Raw genomic sequence first — 18,178 nt, forward strand, 5'->3', positions numbered from 1 at the left:
TGTTACACAAATATAACTATATCCTTTTTAGGAATTAGGTCTGCTTTGGGATTATTGTTGTATGTTGAACGAACCTCTGATAGATTCTTTATGACCACTGCTATTTACAACATCAGCGGTAAAGCCCCCTTTTATCGTTCCTTTTGAATACTGATCCATGGTTGATACCGTTACCTCTACCTTACCTGTCTCGCCGGGAGGCAAACTATAGTCAAGGTAGCTGAACAGCAGTAGATCAAACGTTCCAGTTTTATCGCCTACATAGGAAAAGGTTATTGAATCAGAATTAAGCAATCCAACAAAACCAAGTATGCCTGAAACATCGTTGTACATTACCTGGTTAAAAGTTTGAATACCGTTAGCGCTGTTAAGTTGTATCCTGATGGTGTTTGTGCCGCCGATTGGTAAACCTATACTATTTACCGGTTCTGGTGTGCCTGGGTTAGTACCCGTGCCCGGATCTGTTACTTTAGGGCCATCTGTTATAGGTATTAAGTTGGCCGGCAACACAGGCGGATCCATTTTGCAACTGCTAAAGGCCACACACAAAGTTGTAGCCAATAATATTTGACAGTAAATTTTTTTCATACACTTAACATTTACACTGCGCAGCAAGGTTTTTAAGACTTAATGATCTATTACGAAAGATCACTGCCTAAAGTTAATGTTAAGGTAAGAATATTTTGTGCAAATCAACAGTTACCATCAGGGCCGCATACTGGTCCATCTATCACTTCAAACGCGCTACGCTGCTGTCCCCACTCTTCGTAAGCTTTCTCAAGGGTTTGCGTAAACACCGGTGCAGGCTGTGCGCCCGATACCGCATACTTATCGTTCATTACAAAAAACGGAACGCCGCGTATGCCCAATTGCTGCGCTTCATTTATATCCCTCCTAACTTCGTCGGCAAAGGCATCAGATGCGAGCGTTTGTTTTACCAATTCAGCATCGAGGCCAATGGAAATGCCAAGCTCAACAAGCGTAGCATCATCATCGGTATTTTTGCTATCGGTAAAATAGGCTTTAAAAAGTGCTTCTTCGGCAGCATCGCCTAAACCATGTTGTTTAGCCAGGTGGCCAAAACGGTGAGCTTTAAAACTGTTTGCCACCACGGCGTTTGATAAGTTGTAGGTTAAGCCAACTTCTGCCGCCATTTGGGTAACATGCTGGTCCATTTGATGCACATAATCTTCTGTCCAGCCTTTTATTTGGGCAAGGTATCGTGTGTGGCTAACACTGAGATCTGTTTTCAGATCAGGGTTTAGCTGAAAACTTTTCCATTCTACCTCAACTTTATCTTTATGAGGAAACTGTTGCAACGCCTCTTCAAAACGGCGTTTGCCGATATAACAGAAAGGGCACATCACATCAGACCATATCTCAACTTTCATAAGCTTTTTATTTTTGATAAAGTTACGATCAGGAGAAATGTGAAGGGTAAGGGGAAAGTCAAAAATTGACTCACCCCGACATCGCTTCGCTCGCCGACCCTCTCTTCGCTGTGCGAAAAGAGGGTAAGGAGTTTTCTTTTACCCTCTTTGCTGCTTGTAGCAGAGAGGGTGATCAAGCGTATCGTAGAACGCGTCAGTCAACCGGGCCGCGGATTACTTGGTCGTATCGCGCTCAACCAGTTCCATGCCGCATTTGCTGCAGGTGCTCGGTTTGTCTGATGTTACATCAGGATGCATAGTGCAATAGTACTTGCCTTTAGGCTTTGCGACCTCTGTGGCCTTTGCATCTTTTTGTGATGATGAATTACACGCAGTGATGCTCAACGCTGCCGCTGTTACGGCTAAGATCAAAATGTATCTTCTCATAATTATCTGTTTTTTAAAAATCCAATAAAGCCAAATACCGACACAACCAAAATGCCTAACGCTGCTAACATGCTGGCAATGTCCCGCACGTTTTTTCCTGCCCAGGCCATGCCAAAGTATTTGTGTAAAAATATGAACGATAACCCTTCCGCCCTGTCTATACCGGCAACCTTTGCAGCCAACTGGGAGGTTGTAGTTTCAACATACCAGTTTTCGCCATTGGGATAGCTGATTTGCTGCACCGGCAAACGTTTATTGATGAAACCATACTCATTTGTAAATTCACGTATCTGGGCTGTCTTAACCTTACCATCAACATTCTTCTCCGGCTCGGCACCATAATAGGATGCAAGGTAGTTGGCATACATGGCATCACCATTCTCAAGTACAGCACCGTTATCCACATCGAAATATCGCACTTGCTTTTTGGTGCTATTTAACTGGTAAAAAGTTCGTCCGTTAAATTGAACTAATCCGACGTTTTTAACCAGGCTATCCTCAACAGGGAGTGAAAGATTGGATGTTGTCAGTTGAGCTGTTTTCACCATTTGCCTGATGCCCGACTTGGCGGCATGCTTGTCATTAGCCAGTTTAACGTACAGGTGAAACGCCCCGCTGACTGTAAAAGTAAACATAACCAACGACACGGCTAAACCTAACTGCCTGTGAAAACGATGCACAAATCGGGTGTCTTTACGTTTATCGCGGCGGCGGTTCTCAGTGGCTGTCTTAAATTTTTTCCAGAATAAACCATAAACCGTAAGCCCCGATATGAGGGATAACAGCATTATCCCAACGATAATCAATAACACTACTACCCTGAACTGCTCACCGGCTATAGCAGCCAGGAACTGCCATGTATGCAATTGTTCAAACACAACCAGCATTGCTTTGCGGGTGTTGTTATTAAAGGTGCCCATACGGCTCTGGCCGGTTTCGATGTATACATCCATTCCATCAGGGCGGTCAAATGAAATTTTCCAAACCGGCAACAGATGGTTTATCGGCTGATACTCGGCATCAAAAGCTTTTTGGATAGTGATGCTTGTAATTTTGGATGTACTATCCTGCGTGAAATATCTTGCGAGATAAGTAGCGTAAAGCCTGTCGCCATTAGCCAACACGTCACCCGTGTTAGCCGAATAGTATTGGTACGTACTATCCATACCCATCACCTGGTAATAGGGTTGTTCTTGATAAGTTATTGTACCAAAATTAATGAAACCGGGCACCTTATTCTTATCCAGCACCTGCTTAAGCGATAAGGCTGGCTTTACCTGCAGAGGCTGCGATTTATAAATTTCTCTGGCAATGGTAGGCCTAAACCAGTTTGACATGAACGGGTGCGAAAGGCCGCTTAGCGTCCACATCATGACAGGGATAAGGGCTATTAAGCCCAATATCCTATGCCATTTATAAAAGTTTTGTTTTGCAGTTGCCATCTCTTAATATTTTGCAAATGAGTAGCTGATACCTAACGAATACACCCTCGGCGGCGCAGCGTTATAGGTATCGCCATATTGGTTACTGGTAACCGTTGTTGCATACAGCTTATTGGTTAAGTTAAGCACGTTAAACCAAATACCGCAACCTTTAAGCGGCCCGCCTTTTACGTCAAAGCCGGTACGGGCGTTAAAAAGATCATACCCGCCATAGGTTTTGGTATTAGCAGGATTGGTAAAATATGAACCAATGTGTTGCCACTCTCCGGAAATGCGGAAACCGTTTAGATAAGCTGGTTTGTAAGTGATCTCGCTGTTTGCTATCCAGTTTGGTGCATTAGCCATGCGGTTGCCGTTGTATACCAGTACGGTGTTTGTCCCCGTCGCATAATTGGCTCTTACTTCGCTGTAATCGCGGTAGGTATGCCATGCATTGGTACCGCTGAAACGAAAAGCCAGCTCTTTAACCGGCGCAAAAGCTATGGAGTATTCCACACCGCGATGCCGGGTAGCACCGGCGTTTTGATTCTGAGTAGTATTATCGGGCAGCAACTGGCTGATGATCTCATTACGGCCTTCCAGGTCATAAACCGATAGTTCCAGGTATAACTTTTTATCAAAGGCAGCAAACCAGCCGCCTGCTTCGTAATTGTTAAATGTTGCCTGTTTAAGAGGAGTTAGCTGGCGGGCGCTGTAAAGGTCTCCTGTCTCTGGTGGCTGAAAGCCAACGCTGTAATTTGCGTACAAACCTTTGTTGTTACCAAAATTATAGGTTAAGCCCAATTTAGGAGCTACAATATTAAAGTCGTTCGTTTCCTGCTGCTTGTATTTACTACCACTGGTGATGCCGTTAGTAAAATTATAATGGATCCTGTCGTAACGTAAACCCATAACTATTCGTAAGGCATCAGTTGGCTTGATCTCGTACTGTGTGTATGCAGCGGTGTTGAATAATTTAATGCGGTAGTTGTCAATATACTTGCCAGTATTGGTATATCCTGTGTAGAAATTATTCGCCACATCTTTCTGAATGTCGAGATATTTGGCATAGTAAGAGCTCGGGCTGTTATCCATGTACGCACCTATTATCAACCTCGAATGCAGGAAATCGAAGCCCTGGCGGTGCTGGGTTAATATGCCAATGCTGTGGAAGCTTTGGTTATTCTCCTGCCCGTTTGAGCTTACATAGTTGCCGGCATTATCCCTTACGTCAGAAATAAAATAGCTTGGTAACTGGCCGGTTGAATTGTTGCGATAGAATAGCGTAAAGAAAGTATTGCTCTTATCATTCCACTTATGATCTAAACGTGTATTGGCGCGCAGGGCTTTTACCTCGCGATAAGTGAAGCGCTGATTTGCACCGTACTTTCTGCTGTAAAATTTGGCGCTATCTAAACTGCCCGGTGTTTGGGTATTCAAATAATTATAAGCCAGCGAGGTGGTTAAGCGGGTGTTGGCATCAAAATCATAAGTTGTTTTAAAATTGCCGCTGCGTTTATCAAAGTCAGTGTAATCCTGCCAGCCATTACGTTGGCGGGCCAGATAGCCGCCTACGTACAAACCAAACTTACCACTGCTGAAACCACCATCTGCATCAACCCTGCGGTAATGGTAATTATCACCTTGTAAGGAAATATTACCTGCATAACCTGCGGGCGGCCCTTGCGTTATGAAATTGACCGCACCGCCTACAGCATTACTTCCATATAGAGAAGAGGCCGGGCCTTTGATCACTTCAATATCGCGTACACCGCTCATATTTATTTCGTATAGTGAGTTGTGATTGAAAATGCCCGTAGGACGAATAGGCAGACCATCTTCCATATAAAGATAAAGCGCATTATAAGTGATAGGTTGGCGAATAGCCATAGTGTGCTGCTCGTTACCGAGGTCGACCATGTAAACACCGGTTACCTTGTTCAGTAGCTGATAAAGTGCAGTGGCTTTGGTATCGTGGATCTGGGTAGCGTTTATTTTGCTAATGGCGATGGGCGCATCCTGCCTTGCCTGCCTTTCGCGGCTGGCAGATACTACTACCTGCTGCAGGTCGATAGTGGATGGCTCCATCATTACATCAATGGCTTTACCATCTGCGACACCGATTATCTGCGGGGTAAAGCCAACCATGGCAAATCGCAGGGAAGAAACGTTTTCAGCCTTAATTTCAAATTTACCTTTGTTATTTGTAGTGGTTAATACAGCACCGGTAGCGTTGTTGCTTATCATTACGCCCGCCAAAGGTTCATGGGTACGGGCATCTGTAACGGTACCATGCAGGTTATTTTGTGCAAAAGAAAATGCACTAACCATACACAGTATTATGGTATATAATAATGTAGAGAGTTTCATAAAAAAGTGTTCGATAGCCTGCGCAAACAGGCATCAAGTAGAAAAATACAGTCGGGTGCAAATGCACGGTTGCGCAAGCCTTTAAAGGATGCGTCAAAAACTGTAACCTGTAAAATGAATTATACTTTTTTATGCAAGCCGGGGCGGCTGATAGATATCACGGATCTGTTGCGGCAAAGCAATGCGGTGATTTGGGACTTTGGTAACCGATAGCAGCACATTGTAAAAAGTAACCTTATTAGCCTGATTGTAGAAGGCTTCCTGAAAAAGGTTCTTTTGTGCCTGGCGCTCCTCTGTGCTTTTGTTTTCTTCGGCCTGCTTTAATTTCTTCATGAAATAGCATTTGCCATTACAATGCAGCTGAGGTTTGTTACGGTTCTCGCAAAGCTTTGTCGCAATGTAATTACGGTTCAGCTCAAAACCCGCGTAGATAAAAAAACGCGAGAAGTTGGCCGATACCAGCGCTACAATCAATAAGTAAGCGGTTATGCGTTGCAACATGGGCGCAAAGGTAAAACTTGTTAGCTACATTAAAGCACAAAAATGTGCTTTACTAAACAGCATTACGAACAAAAGCCCCGCCGGGTTGGCAGGGCTTAATTAAATTATAATATGGTTAAGATTATTTTGCGCGTTTAAGTACAAAATGAGATTTGCTGCCACCAAAATCAATGTCCATAGCACAAGAGTCTGCATATGCTTTTCCTTTGTGTGGGTAATCCGTACCGGAAACGTTTACGCTGAAGGTAAAATCGTCGCCCATCACTTTACCGTTATCAATAGCAATCTCGCCCATCTGTGAGGTGGCCGTACCTGTCAATTTATCGCCATTAACTTTAAAATTATAAGATACATCAAGGGCGTTACCATCTGGCGTGCTGATGGTGCCGCTCCATTTGCCGTTAATGTCTGCAAAAACTGCTGCAGCAACACAAACTGCTACAAAGCATGATAGTAAGATGGTTGTGAATAATTTTCTCTTCATGTTCAAATTGATCTATAGTTTATAGCTCTAAGATAGCGTTTTAATTGAACCAAATTATAAACAGGAGATTAAATTGGTGATTAGTTAATTATAGGGTAGAGGCAAGACTTCAATTGAGTAAGTAATGTTTTGAAAGAGCTTAAATACATAGTCATACTTAATCTCTGATTACAAGTTAACTAATCTCTTCCTTTTTCCCTGCCAACCTGTCACCGAAAAGTAATCACTGCCTGACTGATTGTACAAGTACTGACACTAAATTATTTGATTTTCTGCCAAAATAATATTGGCACAAGCATTGATAAATAGTGGGAGAAACAAAACATTAATCAATAAAATATCAATCATCATAATATGTCTAAAATAATTGGAATTGACTTAGGAACAACCAACTCCTGCGTTGCAGTAATGGAAGGTAACGAGCCTGTAGTTATTGCAAACAGTGAGGGTAAACGTACTACGCCATCCGTTGTAGCTTTTGTTAACGATGGTGAGCGTAAAGTAGGCGATCCTGCTAAACGCCAGGCTATTACAAACCCTACAAAAACTATCTATTCAATCAAACGCTTTATGGGTAACCAGTTTAATGAGGTTACTAATGAAGTTGGTCGTGTACCTTACAAAGTTGTAAAGGGCGACAACAACACTCCACGTGTTGAAATCGGCGACCGTAAATATACTCCGCAAGAGATCTCTGCCATGATACTTCAGAAAATGAAGAAAACAGCAGAAGACTTTATTGGATCTGAAGTTACTGAAGCGGTTATCACCGTACCTGCATACTTTAATGATGCACAACGCCAGGCTACTAAAGAAGCCGGTGAAATTGCAGGCCTGAAAGTACGCCGTATCATCAACGAGCCTACTGCTGCTGCCCTTGCCTACGGTTTGGATAAAGCACACAAAGACATGAAAATTGTTGTGTTTGACTGCGGTGGTGGTACACATGACGTTTCTGTACTGGAGTTAGGTGATGGCGTTTTCGAAGTAAAATCAACCGATGGTGATACTCACTTAGGTGGTGATGACTTTGACCAGGTGATCATTGACTGGATGGCTGACGAATTTAAAAGCGACGAAGGTGTAGACCTGCGTAAAGACCCAATGGCTTTACAACGCTTAAAAGAAGCAGCTGAGAAGGCTAAAATTGAGTTATCAAGCTCAACTCAAACTGAAATTAACCTGCCATACATTACTGCAGGTGCCGAAGGCCCAAAACACCTGGTTAAAACTTTAACCCGTGCAAAATTTGAGCAATTGGCTGATAGCCTGATCAAACGTACTATCGACCCATGTAAAACTGCTTTGAAAAACGCAGGTTACAGCGCATCAGATATCGACGAGATCATCCTGGTTGGTGGTTCAACACGTATCCCTGCTATTCAGGATGCCGTACAAAAATTCTTCGGTAAAGCACCGTCAAAAGGTGTTAACCCTGATGAAGTAGTAGCTATTGGTGCTGCTATACAAGGCGGTGTATTAACCGGCGAAGTAAAAGATGTGTTATTGTTAGATGTTACCCCGCTTTCATTAGGTATCGAAACCATGGGCGGTGTGATGACCAAACTGATAGAATCTAACACTACCATCCCAACCAAAAAATCTGAAACGTTCTCAACTGCGTCTGACAGCCAGCCATCAGTAGAGATCCATATCTTACAAGGTGAGCGCCCAATGGCATCTGCTAACCGCACCATAGGCCGTTTCCACCTGGATGGGATACCACCAGCACCACGCGGTGTGCCTCAAATTGAAGTAACCTTCGATATTGATGCTAACGGTATATTACACGTATCGGCAAAAGATAAAGCTACCGGGAAAGAGCAAAAGATCCGTATCGAAGCATCTTCAGGCTTAACTGATGCTGAGATCAAGAAAATGAAAGATGAAGCTGAAGCCAACGCTGATGCCGATAAAAAAGCAAAAGAAGAAGTTGAAAAACTGAACAGTGCTGATGCTTTGATCTTCTCTACCGAGAAACAGTTGAAAGAATACGGTGACAAGATACCTGCTGATAAAAAAGCGCCTATCGAAGCCGGTTTGGAAAAACTGAAAGCTGCGTACTCTTCTAAAAACTTAGAAGAAATAGAAACAGCACAAACAGAGCTGAACACTGCCTGGACAGCAGCTTCTGAAGATATGTACAAAGCTTCTGCTGAAGCAGGCCAACAGCCGGGTGCTGATGCAGGCCAGCCTCAAGGTGGCGAACAGGGCGGCAATGCCGATAACGTAACTGATGTTGACTTCGAAGAGGTTAAATAATCGGTTCTCCTGATAAATTGAAAAGCCGGAACATTAAATGTTCCGGCTTTTTTTGTGCTCATTTCATAAACCATGTCGTTGCGAGGAGCGCCAGCGACGTAGCAATCTCATCGCGTTTATATCTTTAAGCGACGAGATTGCCGCGCTATCGCTCGCAATGACATAACACTTGAAAGCAATGACTCAATGACAGCGAAGTATAATGACTCAATACCAACGAAGCCTACAACGTTGCTTTCACCACTATATACGGCGACAACGATTTACTATCTATGGGTATAATTTTAGTGAACACCTTACCAACAATCCATATCGCTTTAACAATCCCTTTGGCAATGGCCGATTGTTCTGATTTATTTTCCAGCCAAACGGTAAACTTGCCGTGGTAGTAAGTTTCAATATCTTTTAAACCCAAGGCTTTGCAGCTATCGCGCAGCAAGTTAAGGTTCATGCTACTGATGTTGTGCTTATCGTAATTCTCTTTGTCGAAGTTTTTTTGAACCCAACCGTTAACAGCTTTAAAGTTAGGCAGCGTTATAAATAAGGTTCCGCCGGGCTTTAAAAACTTAAGGTGTTCTTTAATGATGAATTGCGTGTCATTAAAATGCTCTATTAACCCAAAAGAGAGCACCATATCAAATTTCTCTTTAGGCTCATAAGTAAACAGATCGGTTTCGATGATATCGATATCGCCGGGCTTAAGCTCATTGACGGTAAGCAGTTGATCTATCAGTTCCTGATGGATAAAATAATCCAGCAGCGTAGTTCTAAGATGCTGATATTTTTTTAGATAAATGGAATAATACCCCGGGAAGCCCCCTAACTCAATGGCATTTTTGATGCCCTTTTCCTTGATGATCTTGCCCAGTATATCGCCAAAAACGTAATTAGGCTTGATCTTAAAGATCAACCCCTTGCGCGATTCCCAAAACGATTTCCAAAAAGGGCGGTCGGTAAGTAAATTATTATCCATCAGATGCTTTCAATTGGGCTCTCTACCCTGTTATTAAATACCCGCGCCGGGTTCCCAACCGCTACGCTGTTATTGGGTATGCTTTTTACTACCACGGCACCGGCACCAATGGTTACATTATTACCAATTACTATATCTCCTATTATGCAAACGTTAGCGCCTACATCAACATTATCACCCAAGCGAGGGCAACCGCTAAGCGAACCGTCTGCCATTTTTTTGTGGCCTATTACAACGCCATTCCGTAGCACGCAATTCTCGCCGATGACTACTTTGTTATTAACAACAAGGCCCTGACCGTGATAGAAAACAAAGTTAGGCCCGATGGTAAGTTTACGCGGCAGTTCAACGCCTAACGTCCATTCTACAAAAAAGCGGTAGAACATCAGGTAAGGGAAAAAGATGATCTTGCTGAGGGTATATGTGTTAATGGCATTCACCAGCCTGAACATGGTTAGCACCAGGCGCCCCTTCACGTTGCCGCGGTTAGCCCTCCAATCCTGGAATATGTAGCTAAAGAAACCCATTTATTTTGCCGATGATGCTTAAACTTCATTTAAACGCAAATGAAGCAATCAAAAGTAAAATTTTTATATTTAGTATCATTATACTTGCCGCGGGAAATGAAGGTTGCACTCATAAATACATCTGATGCAGGCGGGGGCGCAGCAGAGGCCTGCATGCGCTTGCTTAACGCCCTTAGGCAACATGGCATTGAGGCAACCGTGGTGGTGCAGGAACAGCGCCGCCAGGCCGAGCATGTACATGGCGTTAACCAAAGCTTTTTTGGAAAGCTGAAAGCGCGGTTCAATTTTTTGTTGGAACGGATTCCCTATATTTTATTTGAAGAACGCGAGAAGGCTGTACGCTTTGCATTCTCAACTGCAAACGTCGGTACCGATATAACCAAGGATGATGTGATCAAACAGGCGGATGTTATACACATTCACTGGACAAACTCCGGCTTCCTTTCTGTACAAGATCTTAAAAAACTTCTTGCGTTAAATAAACCAGTGGTTTGGACGCTCCACGATATGTGGGCCTTTACCGGTGGCTGCCATTATGCAGGCCCTTGTAACCACTTTAAAAACCAGTGCGGCAATTGCTATTTCCTGCGTGATCCACAGGATGACGACCTGTCGCATAGCGGATGGCTGCGTAAAAGTAGTTTGTTCGAGCAGGCGAAAAATCTGTCTATCGTAACCTGCAGCCATTGGTTGGGCGAGGTAGCCATGAAAAGCAGCCTGCTTAAAGGTTTTATGATTGAGGCTATCCCTAATCCTATTGATACGGAAGTATTCTCGCCTAAAGATAAAGCAGCCATGCGTGCCAAGTGGAAAGTAACCGATAGCGCTAAAGTGATCTTGTTCGGTGCCGCTAATATTAATGACCGCCGTAAAGGGATAAATTTCCTGGTGGAAGCTTTAGATCATTTAAAAGCTTTATCTGCTGATGAGCGTGTGGAGATTGTGATCTTTGGAAAAAACAAGCATTTCGATACTTCAACGCTACCATTCCCGGTGCACCAACTGAATACGATTACATCTCCATCAGACCTGGCAGAGATCTACAGCCTTGCTGATGTTTTCATTTCGCCTTCGGTAGAAGATAACCTGCCCAATATGATTATGGAAGCTATGGCCTGCGGAACGCCCGTGGTCGCCTTCAATACCGGCGGCATTCCTGACCTGGTAGATCACTGGACCAATGGCTACCTTGCTGAATTTAAATCATCATCAGATCTGGCAACCGGCCTGCAAATGTTGCTTAACACCCATGAGTGGGACAAATATTCATCTGCGGCACGCTACAAAGTGAAACGTGTTTTTAATAACGAGAAGGTTGCCGGTCAGTATATCTCCCTTTACCAATCAGTATTAAAGCCCGTAAACGGATGAAACAGCCCGTACTTTCGGTTATAACCATTGTATATAACAATGTTCGCGATATTGAACGAACTATGCTATCTGTTTTGAATCAAACCTATCCGGATATCGAGTATATTGTTATCGATGGCGCATCAAACGATGGGACGTTGGATGTAGTTAAAAAATACGAAGACAAGTTAGCCAAACTTATCAGCGAAAAAGACAAAGGCATTTATGATGCCATGAATAAGGGGCTTGTGTTAGCCACAGGCGACTACATTATCTTCATGAACTCGGGCGATGAGTTTTATGACACCAACACAGTTGCTAAAGTATTTGCTGCTTCGCCAGATGCCGACATTTACTACGGCGAAACCGAAATGGTTAGTGACGAGCGCCAAAGCCTTGGCCGCCGCCGACACAAAGCTCCTGAAAAGTTTAACTGGCGAAGTTTTAAATATGGTATGAGCGTTAGCCATCAGGCAATTTACATTAAGCGCTCCTTGGTAGAACCATACGATCCAAAATATCAGCTCAGCGCTGACATTGACTGGATCATCAAAGCAGCAAAGAACGCAAAGAAGATCGTAAAGGTTGAAGGCTACGTTGCCAAATACTTGGTAGGAGGTATGTCAAAAGCCAAACACCGCCAAAGCCTGCTGGAGCGTTTTGATATCATGAAAAGACATTACGGTTTGGTACCGACGCTTTTTAATCACGGTGTGATCGCCTTTAACCTCGCCTGGTATTGGCTGCTGAATAGAAGGACGAACGATTGATCCTATCGTCGTCCTGAACTTGTTTCAGGATCTGAAAGTTTGCAAATTCTTATTAAAAAAACATCAAAGCGAACTTCTATTGCAACGCACTCTTTTTGATTGCAAAAAAAAGGGTGGCCTCTTGTAAGCCACCCTTTCATCATGCTATGTTCACGATGCTACATTCCTTTCTGTATTGCCTCGTAAACTGCATCCTGTATGCGCGGGCGTATGTTTAAACTACCAAGTTTGTTACCCACATTAGGATAAACACGGTTGGATAAGAAAACATACACCAGGTTATATTTAGGATCTACCCAAATGCAAGTGCCTGTAAAACCGGTATGTCCGTAAGTTTGGTCTGATGCCAGTTTTGATGGGTAATGCCTGTCGGTAATTGGATCCCAGCGGTCAAAGCCAATACCACGGCGACTAACCGCGGATTGTTTCGAAGTCCATAGGTCAACCGTTTCCGGTTTAATATATTGGACACCGCCGTAGGTGCCGCGGTTAAGCATCATCTGATAAAGGATGGCTATATCGTTTGCGCTGGCAAATAGGCCTGCGTGCCCGGCAACGCCGCCCATTAAAGCTGCAGTTGGGTCATGTACGTAGCCGTCAAGCAGTGCTTTACGGTCTTTCCTGTCATCTTCTGTTGGCGCAATTCGTACAGCCGGGAAACGCATTAGCGGCAAAAAACCAGCGGTTTGCATGCCAAGCGGATCATAAAATTTCTTTTGTACGTAAAGGTTAAGCGGGGTTGATGTAATAGTTTCAACTATTTGCTGCGCGAATATCAAACCTACATCACTGTACACATATTGGCCGCGGGTTTTTACCGGCGAGGTTAACATTGCCGGCAGCATCACATCCTCGAAATAATTTCTTCGCAGGTAATAACCCTCGTTTACTTTAGTTGGGAAAGCTGCAGATGAGTCAACGGTATGGTCAGTAGGTTTTACAACTTCAAAGGTTTTAATATCCGGTATAAGGCCTGCCTGGTGTTCTAATATTTCGCGGACAGATAAAGTTTTTTTATTAGTGTTGCGGGCTATAGGCATATAACTGCCGATGGTTGAGTCGAGGTTTAGTTTACCCTGATCGTACAATTGCATGGCCTCCATCGTGGTAGCCGATATTTTAGTCATGGATGCAACATCGAATATATCAGTTATCTTATCCTGTATACCATTGTCATACATGTGGTAGCCATATGCTTTATTGAAGATCACCTTTCCATCCTTGGCCACTAATACTACACAGCCTGGCGTAGCACGCTGCGCAATGGCCTCGCGGGCGATGGCATCTATGGCGCTGTTCAGGTTATCGGCATTAATACCGGCATCTTCCGGTACAGTGTATTGCAAACGAACTTTTGAAGTAATAAAGCCCGTATTAGCAGCATATTTAGGCGAATAGCTTTTAGTGAGCCTTTGCGTTATCGAAACACCGCCAAATATGGCCTGTGCGCTAAATAAAGCCGAAACAGGTGATACCCTTGCCGACCAGATAACAGGAGCTGTAATATCATTCAGTTGAACAAGTGAAGCGCTGTTACCAATGAATGATATCACCACATCCTTCATTTTCTGATTATTTTTGATGAACTGGATGATCTGCGGATTACTCAATTCAGCGTCGGTAAGTTGGAGGATAAGCGTTTGATAAAACTTGGTGTCCTGTACCAGCATATCAAGCGGTTTGGCACCCATGTAATCGGTTCCATTTATCACATCAACTTTGGCATACTTGTTTAAAAGGCTGTCAAAGCCAACGGCATAAGCTGTAGAGAAATGGATGCTCGCTATCCTGTTGTTATCCAGGTTACGTAGTGGAATAATATTCTTTTCGTTGTTAAGCAATACGGTGGCCTGCTCTGCAGACCGCTGTTCATTTACATATGCTTTTCCGGTAAATGGCTGTGGCTGCGCACAAGCCGAATGAACTAAAATTAACCCGAACAGTGCAGTTAAGTATAAACCGCGCTTATTTTTTCTCATAAACCTTAACACCATTTACAAACGTTTTTAACACTTTAATTTTTGGCAACTCGCTGCCCCTGGCTTTCATGATATCCTGGTCGAGGATAACGAAGTCGGCAAATTTGCCCGGCTCAATACTGCCCTTTTCCTTCTCTTCAAAATTTGCTTTGGCTGCCCATATGGTCATGCCGCGCAGGGCTTCCTTGCGGTTAAGGGCATTCTCCATTTGAAATCCCCCATCCGGCTGGCCCTTTAGATCCTTTCGTTCAACTGCAGCATAAAACGTGTACATAGGATTTATATTTTCAACCGGGAAATCGGTACCCAAGGGAATCCATCCATTTTGCTTAAGCAGATTTTTGTAGGCATAAGCCGTTTTAAGCCGATCAGCACCGAGGCGTTTAACTGCCCATGCCATGTCTGATGTAGCGTGTGTAGGCTGTACAGACGGTATAATGTTGTTATCGCCAAACAGTTTTATGTCCTCTGGTGAGATGATCTGCGCATGCTCAATTCTCCAGCGTTTATCATTCTTACCTTTCAGGTTCTCTGCATATATCTTTAAGATCATTCTGTTGGCAGAGTCCCCAATGGCGTGCGTTGCCATCTGGAAACCATGTTCGGCAATTTTTTTAGCAACCTCTTCAAAATGTGTTTTTTGGCTCAACAAAAATCCGTTCCATTTAGGTTGGTCGGTATATGGTTTCAGCAAACAGGCCCCACGCGAACCCAAAGCGCCATCGGCATAAACCTTAAAGGCGCGTACATTTAAACCTGGTGTTTTATAGGCGCCACGTTTAAACAGGTAGTCATAATTTTCTGGTTGATCTGCCAGCATCAGGTACAGGCGCATCTTAAGGTCGCCTTTGTGCTGAAGTTGCGCAATTACATTTATAAGCTGGTAAGGAACTCCGCAATCATCAACAGTGGTTAAGCCTACAGCAAAGCAGTTCTTTTGAGCATCCAGCAGGGCAGCCTGTATCATCGGCTCGGTTGGGGTAGGTATTTTGCGGGTAACAATACCAACGGCGTTATCCACCAAAATGCCTGTTAGCTTGCCATTGATGGTTTCAATGGAGCCACCTATAATTTTTTGTCCGGGCTTAACACCCGCTATATTCAACGCCGCCTGGTTTGCAATAGCTGCATGGCCGTCAACTCGATTCAAAATAACCGGGCGTACAGGGAATAGCGAATCTAGCTTTGCCTTGTTAGGGAATGCTTTGTTTGCCCAGGTGTTTTGGTCCCAGCCCCATCCAACTATCCAGCCTTCTGTTCTATGGGTAGCATAATTTTTAACGGTATCCAATGTGGCCTGCCAGCTTTTAAGACCTACTAAATTTGCGTATTGCAAGCCCAGCCCATACTCCATAAAATGTGCGTGAGCATCAATAAACCCCGGATAAACCGCTTTGCCCTGCGCATCTATCACCTCGCGTGCCACGTATTTATCTTCAAGCGAGTCTATGTTACCAACTGCCTGTATCTTGCCATTGCTCACTACAAATGCATTTGCAGTAGAAAAAGTACTATCGACGGTGTAAACAACAGCATTTTTGATGAGCAGGTCGGCGTTATATTCCTTTTTGGGTTTGCAAGCGGCTGCAAGCAATAGTATTGCGAGGAGAGGTTTCTTCATATTGATAAACAGGCGGATGTAAATATTGTCAACACAAATAGTATATACAACTATGTAACCGTAAAGTTATGCAATCAAATAATTAATTTAGCACCTGAAAAGGTGGTTAAAGAAAGCCTCGCCCCAAACCCCTCTCCAAAGGAGACGGGCTATACCTTTTTAACCCTTTCCTTTGGAGAGGGCAGGGAGAGGCCGAACAGAGAAGGGAAGATTTTTTAATGCCAGATATAATTCAGCTTTTACCGGATGCCGTTGCCAACCAGATAGCCGCAGGTGAGGTGGTGCAACGACCAGCATCGGCAGTAAAAGAATTGATAGAGAACGCTATAGATGCCGGTGCCGATAAAATTCAGCTGATCTTAAAAGATGCAGGTAAGGCCCTGATGCAGGTAATTGATAATGGCTGCGGCATGAGCCTAACTGATGCGCGTATGTGCTTTGAGCGCCATGCCACATCGAAGATCCGCAAGGCTGAAGACCTTTTTGCCATCCGTACCATGGGTTTCAGGGGAGAGGCAATGGCATCTATCGCGGCTATTGCACAGGTTGAATTGAAGACCCGCCGCCATGAAGATGAGTTAGGAACATGTATCCTTATAGAAGGGTCGGAAGTGATCAGTCAGGAAGCTTGCTCAGCGCCTACGGGCACCTCCATTTCGGTTAAAAACCTATTTTACAACACCCCTGCCCGCCGTAACTTTTTAAAAAGTAACCCAGTGGAGATGCGTCATATCATTGATGAGTTTCAGCGTGTGGCGTTGGCTAATCCGCAGATATTTTTAACCCTGCACCACGACGGGCAGGAAGTGTACCATTTGCCCGCGGCATCGCTTAAGCAGCGCATTGTACACTTGTTTGGTAATAACTATAACCAGCGATTAGTGCCGGTTGAGGAGGATACGACCATCATCAAACTGCATGGCTTTGTTGGCAAACCCGAATTTGCGCGTAAAACCCGAGGCGAACAGTTCTTTTTCGTAAACAACCGGTTTATAAAGGATAATTACCTTAACCATGCGGTACTGATAGCTTTCCAGGAATTATTGCCTGATGATACTTATCCGCTGTATGTATTATTTATTGACATTGATCCGGCCAAGATCGATATCAATGTGCATCCTACAAAAACGGAGATCAAGTACCATGATGAGAAATCTATTTATGCAATTATTCGCTCTGCGGTAAAGCGTTCGTTAGGAAAATATAATATTACACCAACGCTTGATTTTGACCAGGAGAATAGCATCGGTCACCTTATCACCCCAAAACCTTTTGAGGAGATTGTGCAGCCGAGCATTGCTTTTAATCCGGATTTTAATCCTTTTGCTACAGAGAAGAAAACGAACGAGCGCGAACCTGCGTCTTATAGAAGTACCGGCGTAAGTGATCACCGTACAGCCATCCCGCGTAACTGGGATACGCTTTACGAAATAGCCAAAAAGGAAGAAACGCAACAGTATGAATTACATCAGGAAACGGCTACCATGGCAGTTAATGAGCAGGATGTAACTAAAAACAGCGAAAAGCAATTCTTCCAGGTGCATAACAGGTATATACTTTCGCAGATAAAATCAGGGTTTATGCTGATAAGTCAGCAGGCAGCGCATGAACGTATCTTATACGAGCGTTTTTTACAGCAATTGCAAAACCACTCGGGTGTTAGCCAGCAAAGTTTATTCCCGCAGTCGGTTACACTAAACAGCGCCGATTTTGAGTTATTGAAAGAACTGTTACCTGATATACGCGCTTTGGGTTTTGATATACGCGAGTTTGGCCGTAACACCGTTGTAGTTGAGGGGATTCCTGCCGACCTTACCAATGCTAACGAACACGAATTGCTTGAGCAGTTATTGGAAGGTTTTAAAAACAACCTGGCCATCCTAAAGTTAGATAAGCGTGATAACCTGGCACGTTCGCTTGCCCGTAATGGCGCCATGAAAGCCGGCACAAAGCTATCAATGGAAGAGATGAACCAACTGGTAGATCAGCTTTTTGCCTGCCAGATGCCAAACCTTGCCCTAAATGGCAAACCGGTTATCAGCACGGTAACACTTGTAGAACTTGCCGAACGATTTGAAAAATAGCAGCAATGCTTAAACCATA

General features: G+C 43.9%; 15 protein-coding genes. 4 read left to right on the forward strand and 11 right to left on the reverse strand.

Going from position 1 to position 18,178, the window contains the following annotated elements; all coding sequences use genetic code 11:
* Positions 1-51: 51 nt before the first annotated feature.
* The 7 genes from INP83_RS05915 to INP83_RS05945 all read right to left on the reverse strand — a co-directional run bounded on the left by INP83_RS05915 (position 52) and on the right by INP83_RS05945 (position 6,593).
* On the reverse strand, positions 52-588 hold the full coding sequence (locus INP83_RS05915; RefSeq protein ID WP_219126673.1) for a hypothetical protein: 537 nt from the start codon (positions 586-588) through the stop codon (positions 52-54).
* Positions 589-692: 104 nt separating this feature from the next.
* Positions 693-1,391 (reverse strand): DsbA family protein, encoded by a 699-nt coding sequence (locus tag INP83_RS05920; RefSeq protein ID WP_219126674.1) that lies wholly within the window; start codon positions 1,389-1,391, stop codon positions 693-695.
* Positions 1,392-1,604: 213 nt separating this feature from the next.
* On the reverse strand, positions 1,605-1,817 hold the full coding sequence (locus tag INP83_RS05925) for a heavy metal-binding domain-containing protein (protein WP_219126675.1): 213 nt from the start codon (positions 1,815-1,817) through the stop codon (positions 1,605-1,607).
* Positions 1,818-1,819: 2 nt separating this feature from the next.
* Positions 1,820-3,259 carry a PepSY domain-containing protein gene (locus tag INP83_RS05930; RefSeq protein WP_219126676.1) on the reverse strand — a complete coding sequence of 480 codons (1,440 nt, stop codon included), beginning with the start codon at positions 3,257-3,259 and terminating at the stop codon, positions 1,820-1,822.
* A gap of 3 nt (positions 3,260-3,262) precedes the next feature.
* Positions 3,263-5,608, reverse strand: coding sequence for a TonB-dependent receptor (locus INP83_RS05935; RefSeq protein ID WP_219126677.1), 2,346 nt, complete (start codon positions 5,606-5,608; stop codon positions 3,263-3,265).
* 129 nt (positions 5,609-5,737) lie between these two features.
* Positions 5,738-6,109 (reverse strand): hypothetical protein, encoded by a 372-nt coding sequence (locus INP83_RS05940; RefSeq protein WP_219126678.1) that lies wholly within the window; start codon positions 6,107-6,109, stop codon positions 5,738-5,740.
* Between the two features lie 121 nt (positions 6,110-6,230).
* Positions 6,231-6,593, reverse strand: a complete 363-nt coding sequence (locus INP83_RS05945) for a hypothetical protein (RefSeq protein ID WP_219126679.1) — start codon at positions 6,591-6,593, stop codon at positions 6,231-6,233.
* Between the two features lie 354 nt (positions 6,594-6,947).
* On the opposite strand from INP83_RS05945, the gene dnaK reads away from it, so the two are divergent.
* Entirely contained in the window at positions 6,948-8,855 is a 1,908-nt protein-coding gene (gene dnaK / locus INP83_RS05950) for a molecular chaperone DnaK (RefSeq protein WP_219126680.1), read from the forward strand.
* 223 nt (positions 8,856-9,078) lie between these two features.
* Here the strand turns inward: dnaK and INP83_RS05955 are convergent, their stop codons facing one another.
* Both INP83_RS05955 and INP83_RS05960 read right to left on the reverse strand, forming a co-directional pair.
* Positions 9,079-9,828 (reverse strand): bifunctional 2-polyprenyl-6-hydroxyphenol methylase/3-demethylubiquinol 3-O-methyltransferase UbiG, encoded by a 750-nt coding sequence (locus tag INP83_RS05955; RefSeq protein ID WP_219126681.1) that lies wholly within the window; start codon positions 9,826-9,828, stop codon positions 9,079-9,081.
* A complete protein-coding gene (locus INP83_RS05960; RefSeq protein ID WP_219126682.1) occupies positions 9,828-10,355 on the reverse strand; it encodes a serine acetyltransferase in 528 nt (175 codons plus the stop codon). The genes INP83_RS05955 and INP83_RS05960 overlap by 1 nt, the downstream gene beginning before the upstream one ends.
* 39 nt (positions 10,356-10,394) lie before the next feature.
* Between INP83_RS05960 and INP83_RS05965 the strand changes: the two genes are divergently transcribed.
* Together INP83_RS05965 and INP83_RS05970 are read left to right on the forward strand one after the other, a co-directional pair.
* Positions 10,395-11,726, forward strand: coding sequence for a glycosyltransferase family 4 protein (locus INP83_RS05965; protein ID WP_219126683.1), 1,332 nt, complete (start codon positions 10,395-10,397; stop codon positions 11,724-11,726).
* Positions 11,723-12,475 carry a glycosyltransferase family 2 protein gene (locus INP83_RS05970; protein WP_146269062.1) on the forward strand — a complete coding sequence of 251 codons (753 nt, stop codon included), beginning with the start codon at positions 11,723-11,725 and terminating at the stop codon, positions 12,473-12,475. Before INP83_RS05965 ends, INP83_RS05970 begins: the two co-directional genes overlap by 4 nt.
* Positions 12,476-12,633: 158 nt before the next feature.
* Here INP83_RS05970 and INP83_RS05975 read toward each other — a convergent pair whose 3' ends face one another.
* Together INP83_RS05975 and INP83_RS05980 are read right to left on the reverse strand one after the other, a co-directional pair.
* Positions 12,634-14,454, reverse strand: coding sequence for a serine hydrolase (locus INP83_RS05975; protein WP_219126684.1), 1,821 nt, complete (start codon positions 14,452-14,454; stop codon positions 12,634-12,636).
* A complete protein-coding gene (locus INP83_RS05980; protein WP_219126685.1) occupies positions 14,441-16,075 on the reverse strand; it encodes an amidohydrolase in 1,635 nt (544 codons plus the stop codon). The genes INP83_RS05975 and INP83_RS05980 overlap by 14 nt, the downstream gene beginning before the upstream one ends.
* Positions 16,076-16,293: 218 nt before the next feature.
* Between INP83_RS05980 and mutL the strand changes: the two genes are divergently transcribed.
* Entirely contained in the window at positions 16,294-18,159 is a 1,866-nt protein-coding gene (gene mutL / locus INP83_RS05985) for a DNA mismatch repair endonuclease MutL (RefSeq protein ID WP_219126686.1), read from the forward strand.
* Positions 18,160-18,178 lie beyond the last annotated feature (19 nt).

Source organism: Mucilaginibacter sp. 21P, from assembly GCF_019331605.1.
Classification (GTDB): Bacteria; Bacteroidota; Bacteroidia; order Sphingobacteriales; family Sphingobacteriaceae; genus Mucilaginibacter; species Mucilaginibacter achroorhodeus.

Bases quoted from the DNA above. Each gene is read 5' to 3' on its own strand.
- INP83_RS05915 (WP_219126673.1), bottom strand. From the start codon at position 588: ATGAAAAAAATTTACTGTCAAATATTATTGGCTACAACTTTGTGTGTG.
- INP83_RS05920 (WP_219126674.1), bottom strand. From the start codon at position 1,391: ATGAAAGTTGAGATATGGTCTGATGTGATGTGCCCTTTCTGTTATATC.
- INP83_RS05925 (WP_219126675.1), bottom strand. From the start codon at position 1,817: ATGAGAAGATACATTTTGATCTTAGCCGTAACAGCGGCAGCGTTGAGC.
- INP83_RS05930 (WP_219126676.1), bottom strand. From the start codon at position 3,259: ATGGCAACTGCAAAACAAAACTTTTATAAATGGCATAGGATATTGGGC.
- INP83_RS05935 (WP_219126677.1), bottom strand. From the start codon at position 5,608: ATGAAACTCTCTACATTATTATATACCATAATACTGTGTATGGTTAGT.
- INP83_RS05940 (WP_219126678.1), bottom strand. From the start codon at position 6,109: ATGTTGCAACGCATAACCGCTTACTTATTGATTGTAGCGCTGGTATCG.
- INP83_RS05945 (WP_219126679.1), bottom strand. From the start codon at position 6,593: ATGAAGAGAAAATTATTCACAACCATCTTACTATCATGCTTTGTAGCA.
- dnaK (WP_219126680.1), top strand. From the start codon at position 6,948: ATGTCTAAAATAATTGGAATTGACTTAGGAACAACCAACTCCTGCGTT.
- INP83_RS05955 (WP_219126681.1), bottom strand. From the start codon at position 9,828: ATGGATAATAATTTACTTACCGACCGCCCTTTTTGGAAATCGTTTTGG.
- INP83_RS05960 (WP_219126682.1), bottom strand. From the start codon at position 10,355: ATGGGTTTCTTTAGCTACATATTCCAGGATTGGAGGGCTAACCGCGGC.
- INP83_RS05965 (WP_219126683.1), top strand. From the start codon at position 10,395: ATGAAGCAATCAAAAGTAAAATTTTTATATTTAGTATCATTATACTTG.
- INP83_RS05970 (WP_146269062.1), top strand. From the start codon at position 11,723: ATGAAACAGCCCGTACTTTCGGTTATAACCATTGTATATAACAATGTT.
- INP83_RS05975 (WP_219126684.1), bottom strand. From the start codon at position 14,454: ATGAGAAAAAATAAGCGCGGTTTATACTTAACTGCACTGTTCGGGTTA.
- INP83_RS05980 (WP_219126685.1), bottom strand. From the start codon at position 16,075: ATGAAGAAACCTCTCCTCGCAATACTATTGCTTGCAGCCGCTTGCAAA.
- mutL (WP_219126686.1), top strand. From the start codon at position 16,294: ATGCCAGATATAATTCAGCTTTTACCGGATGCCGTTGCCAACCAGATA.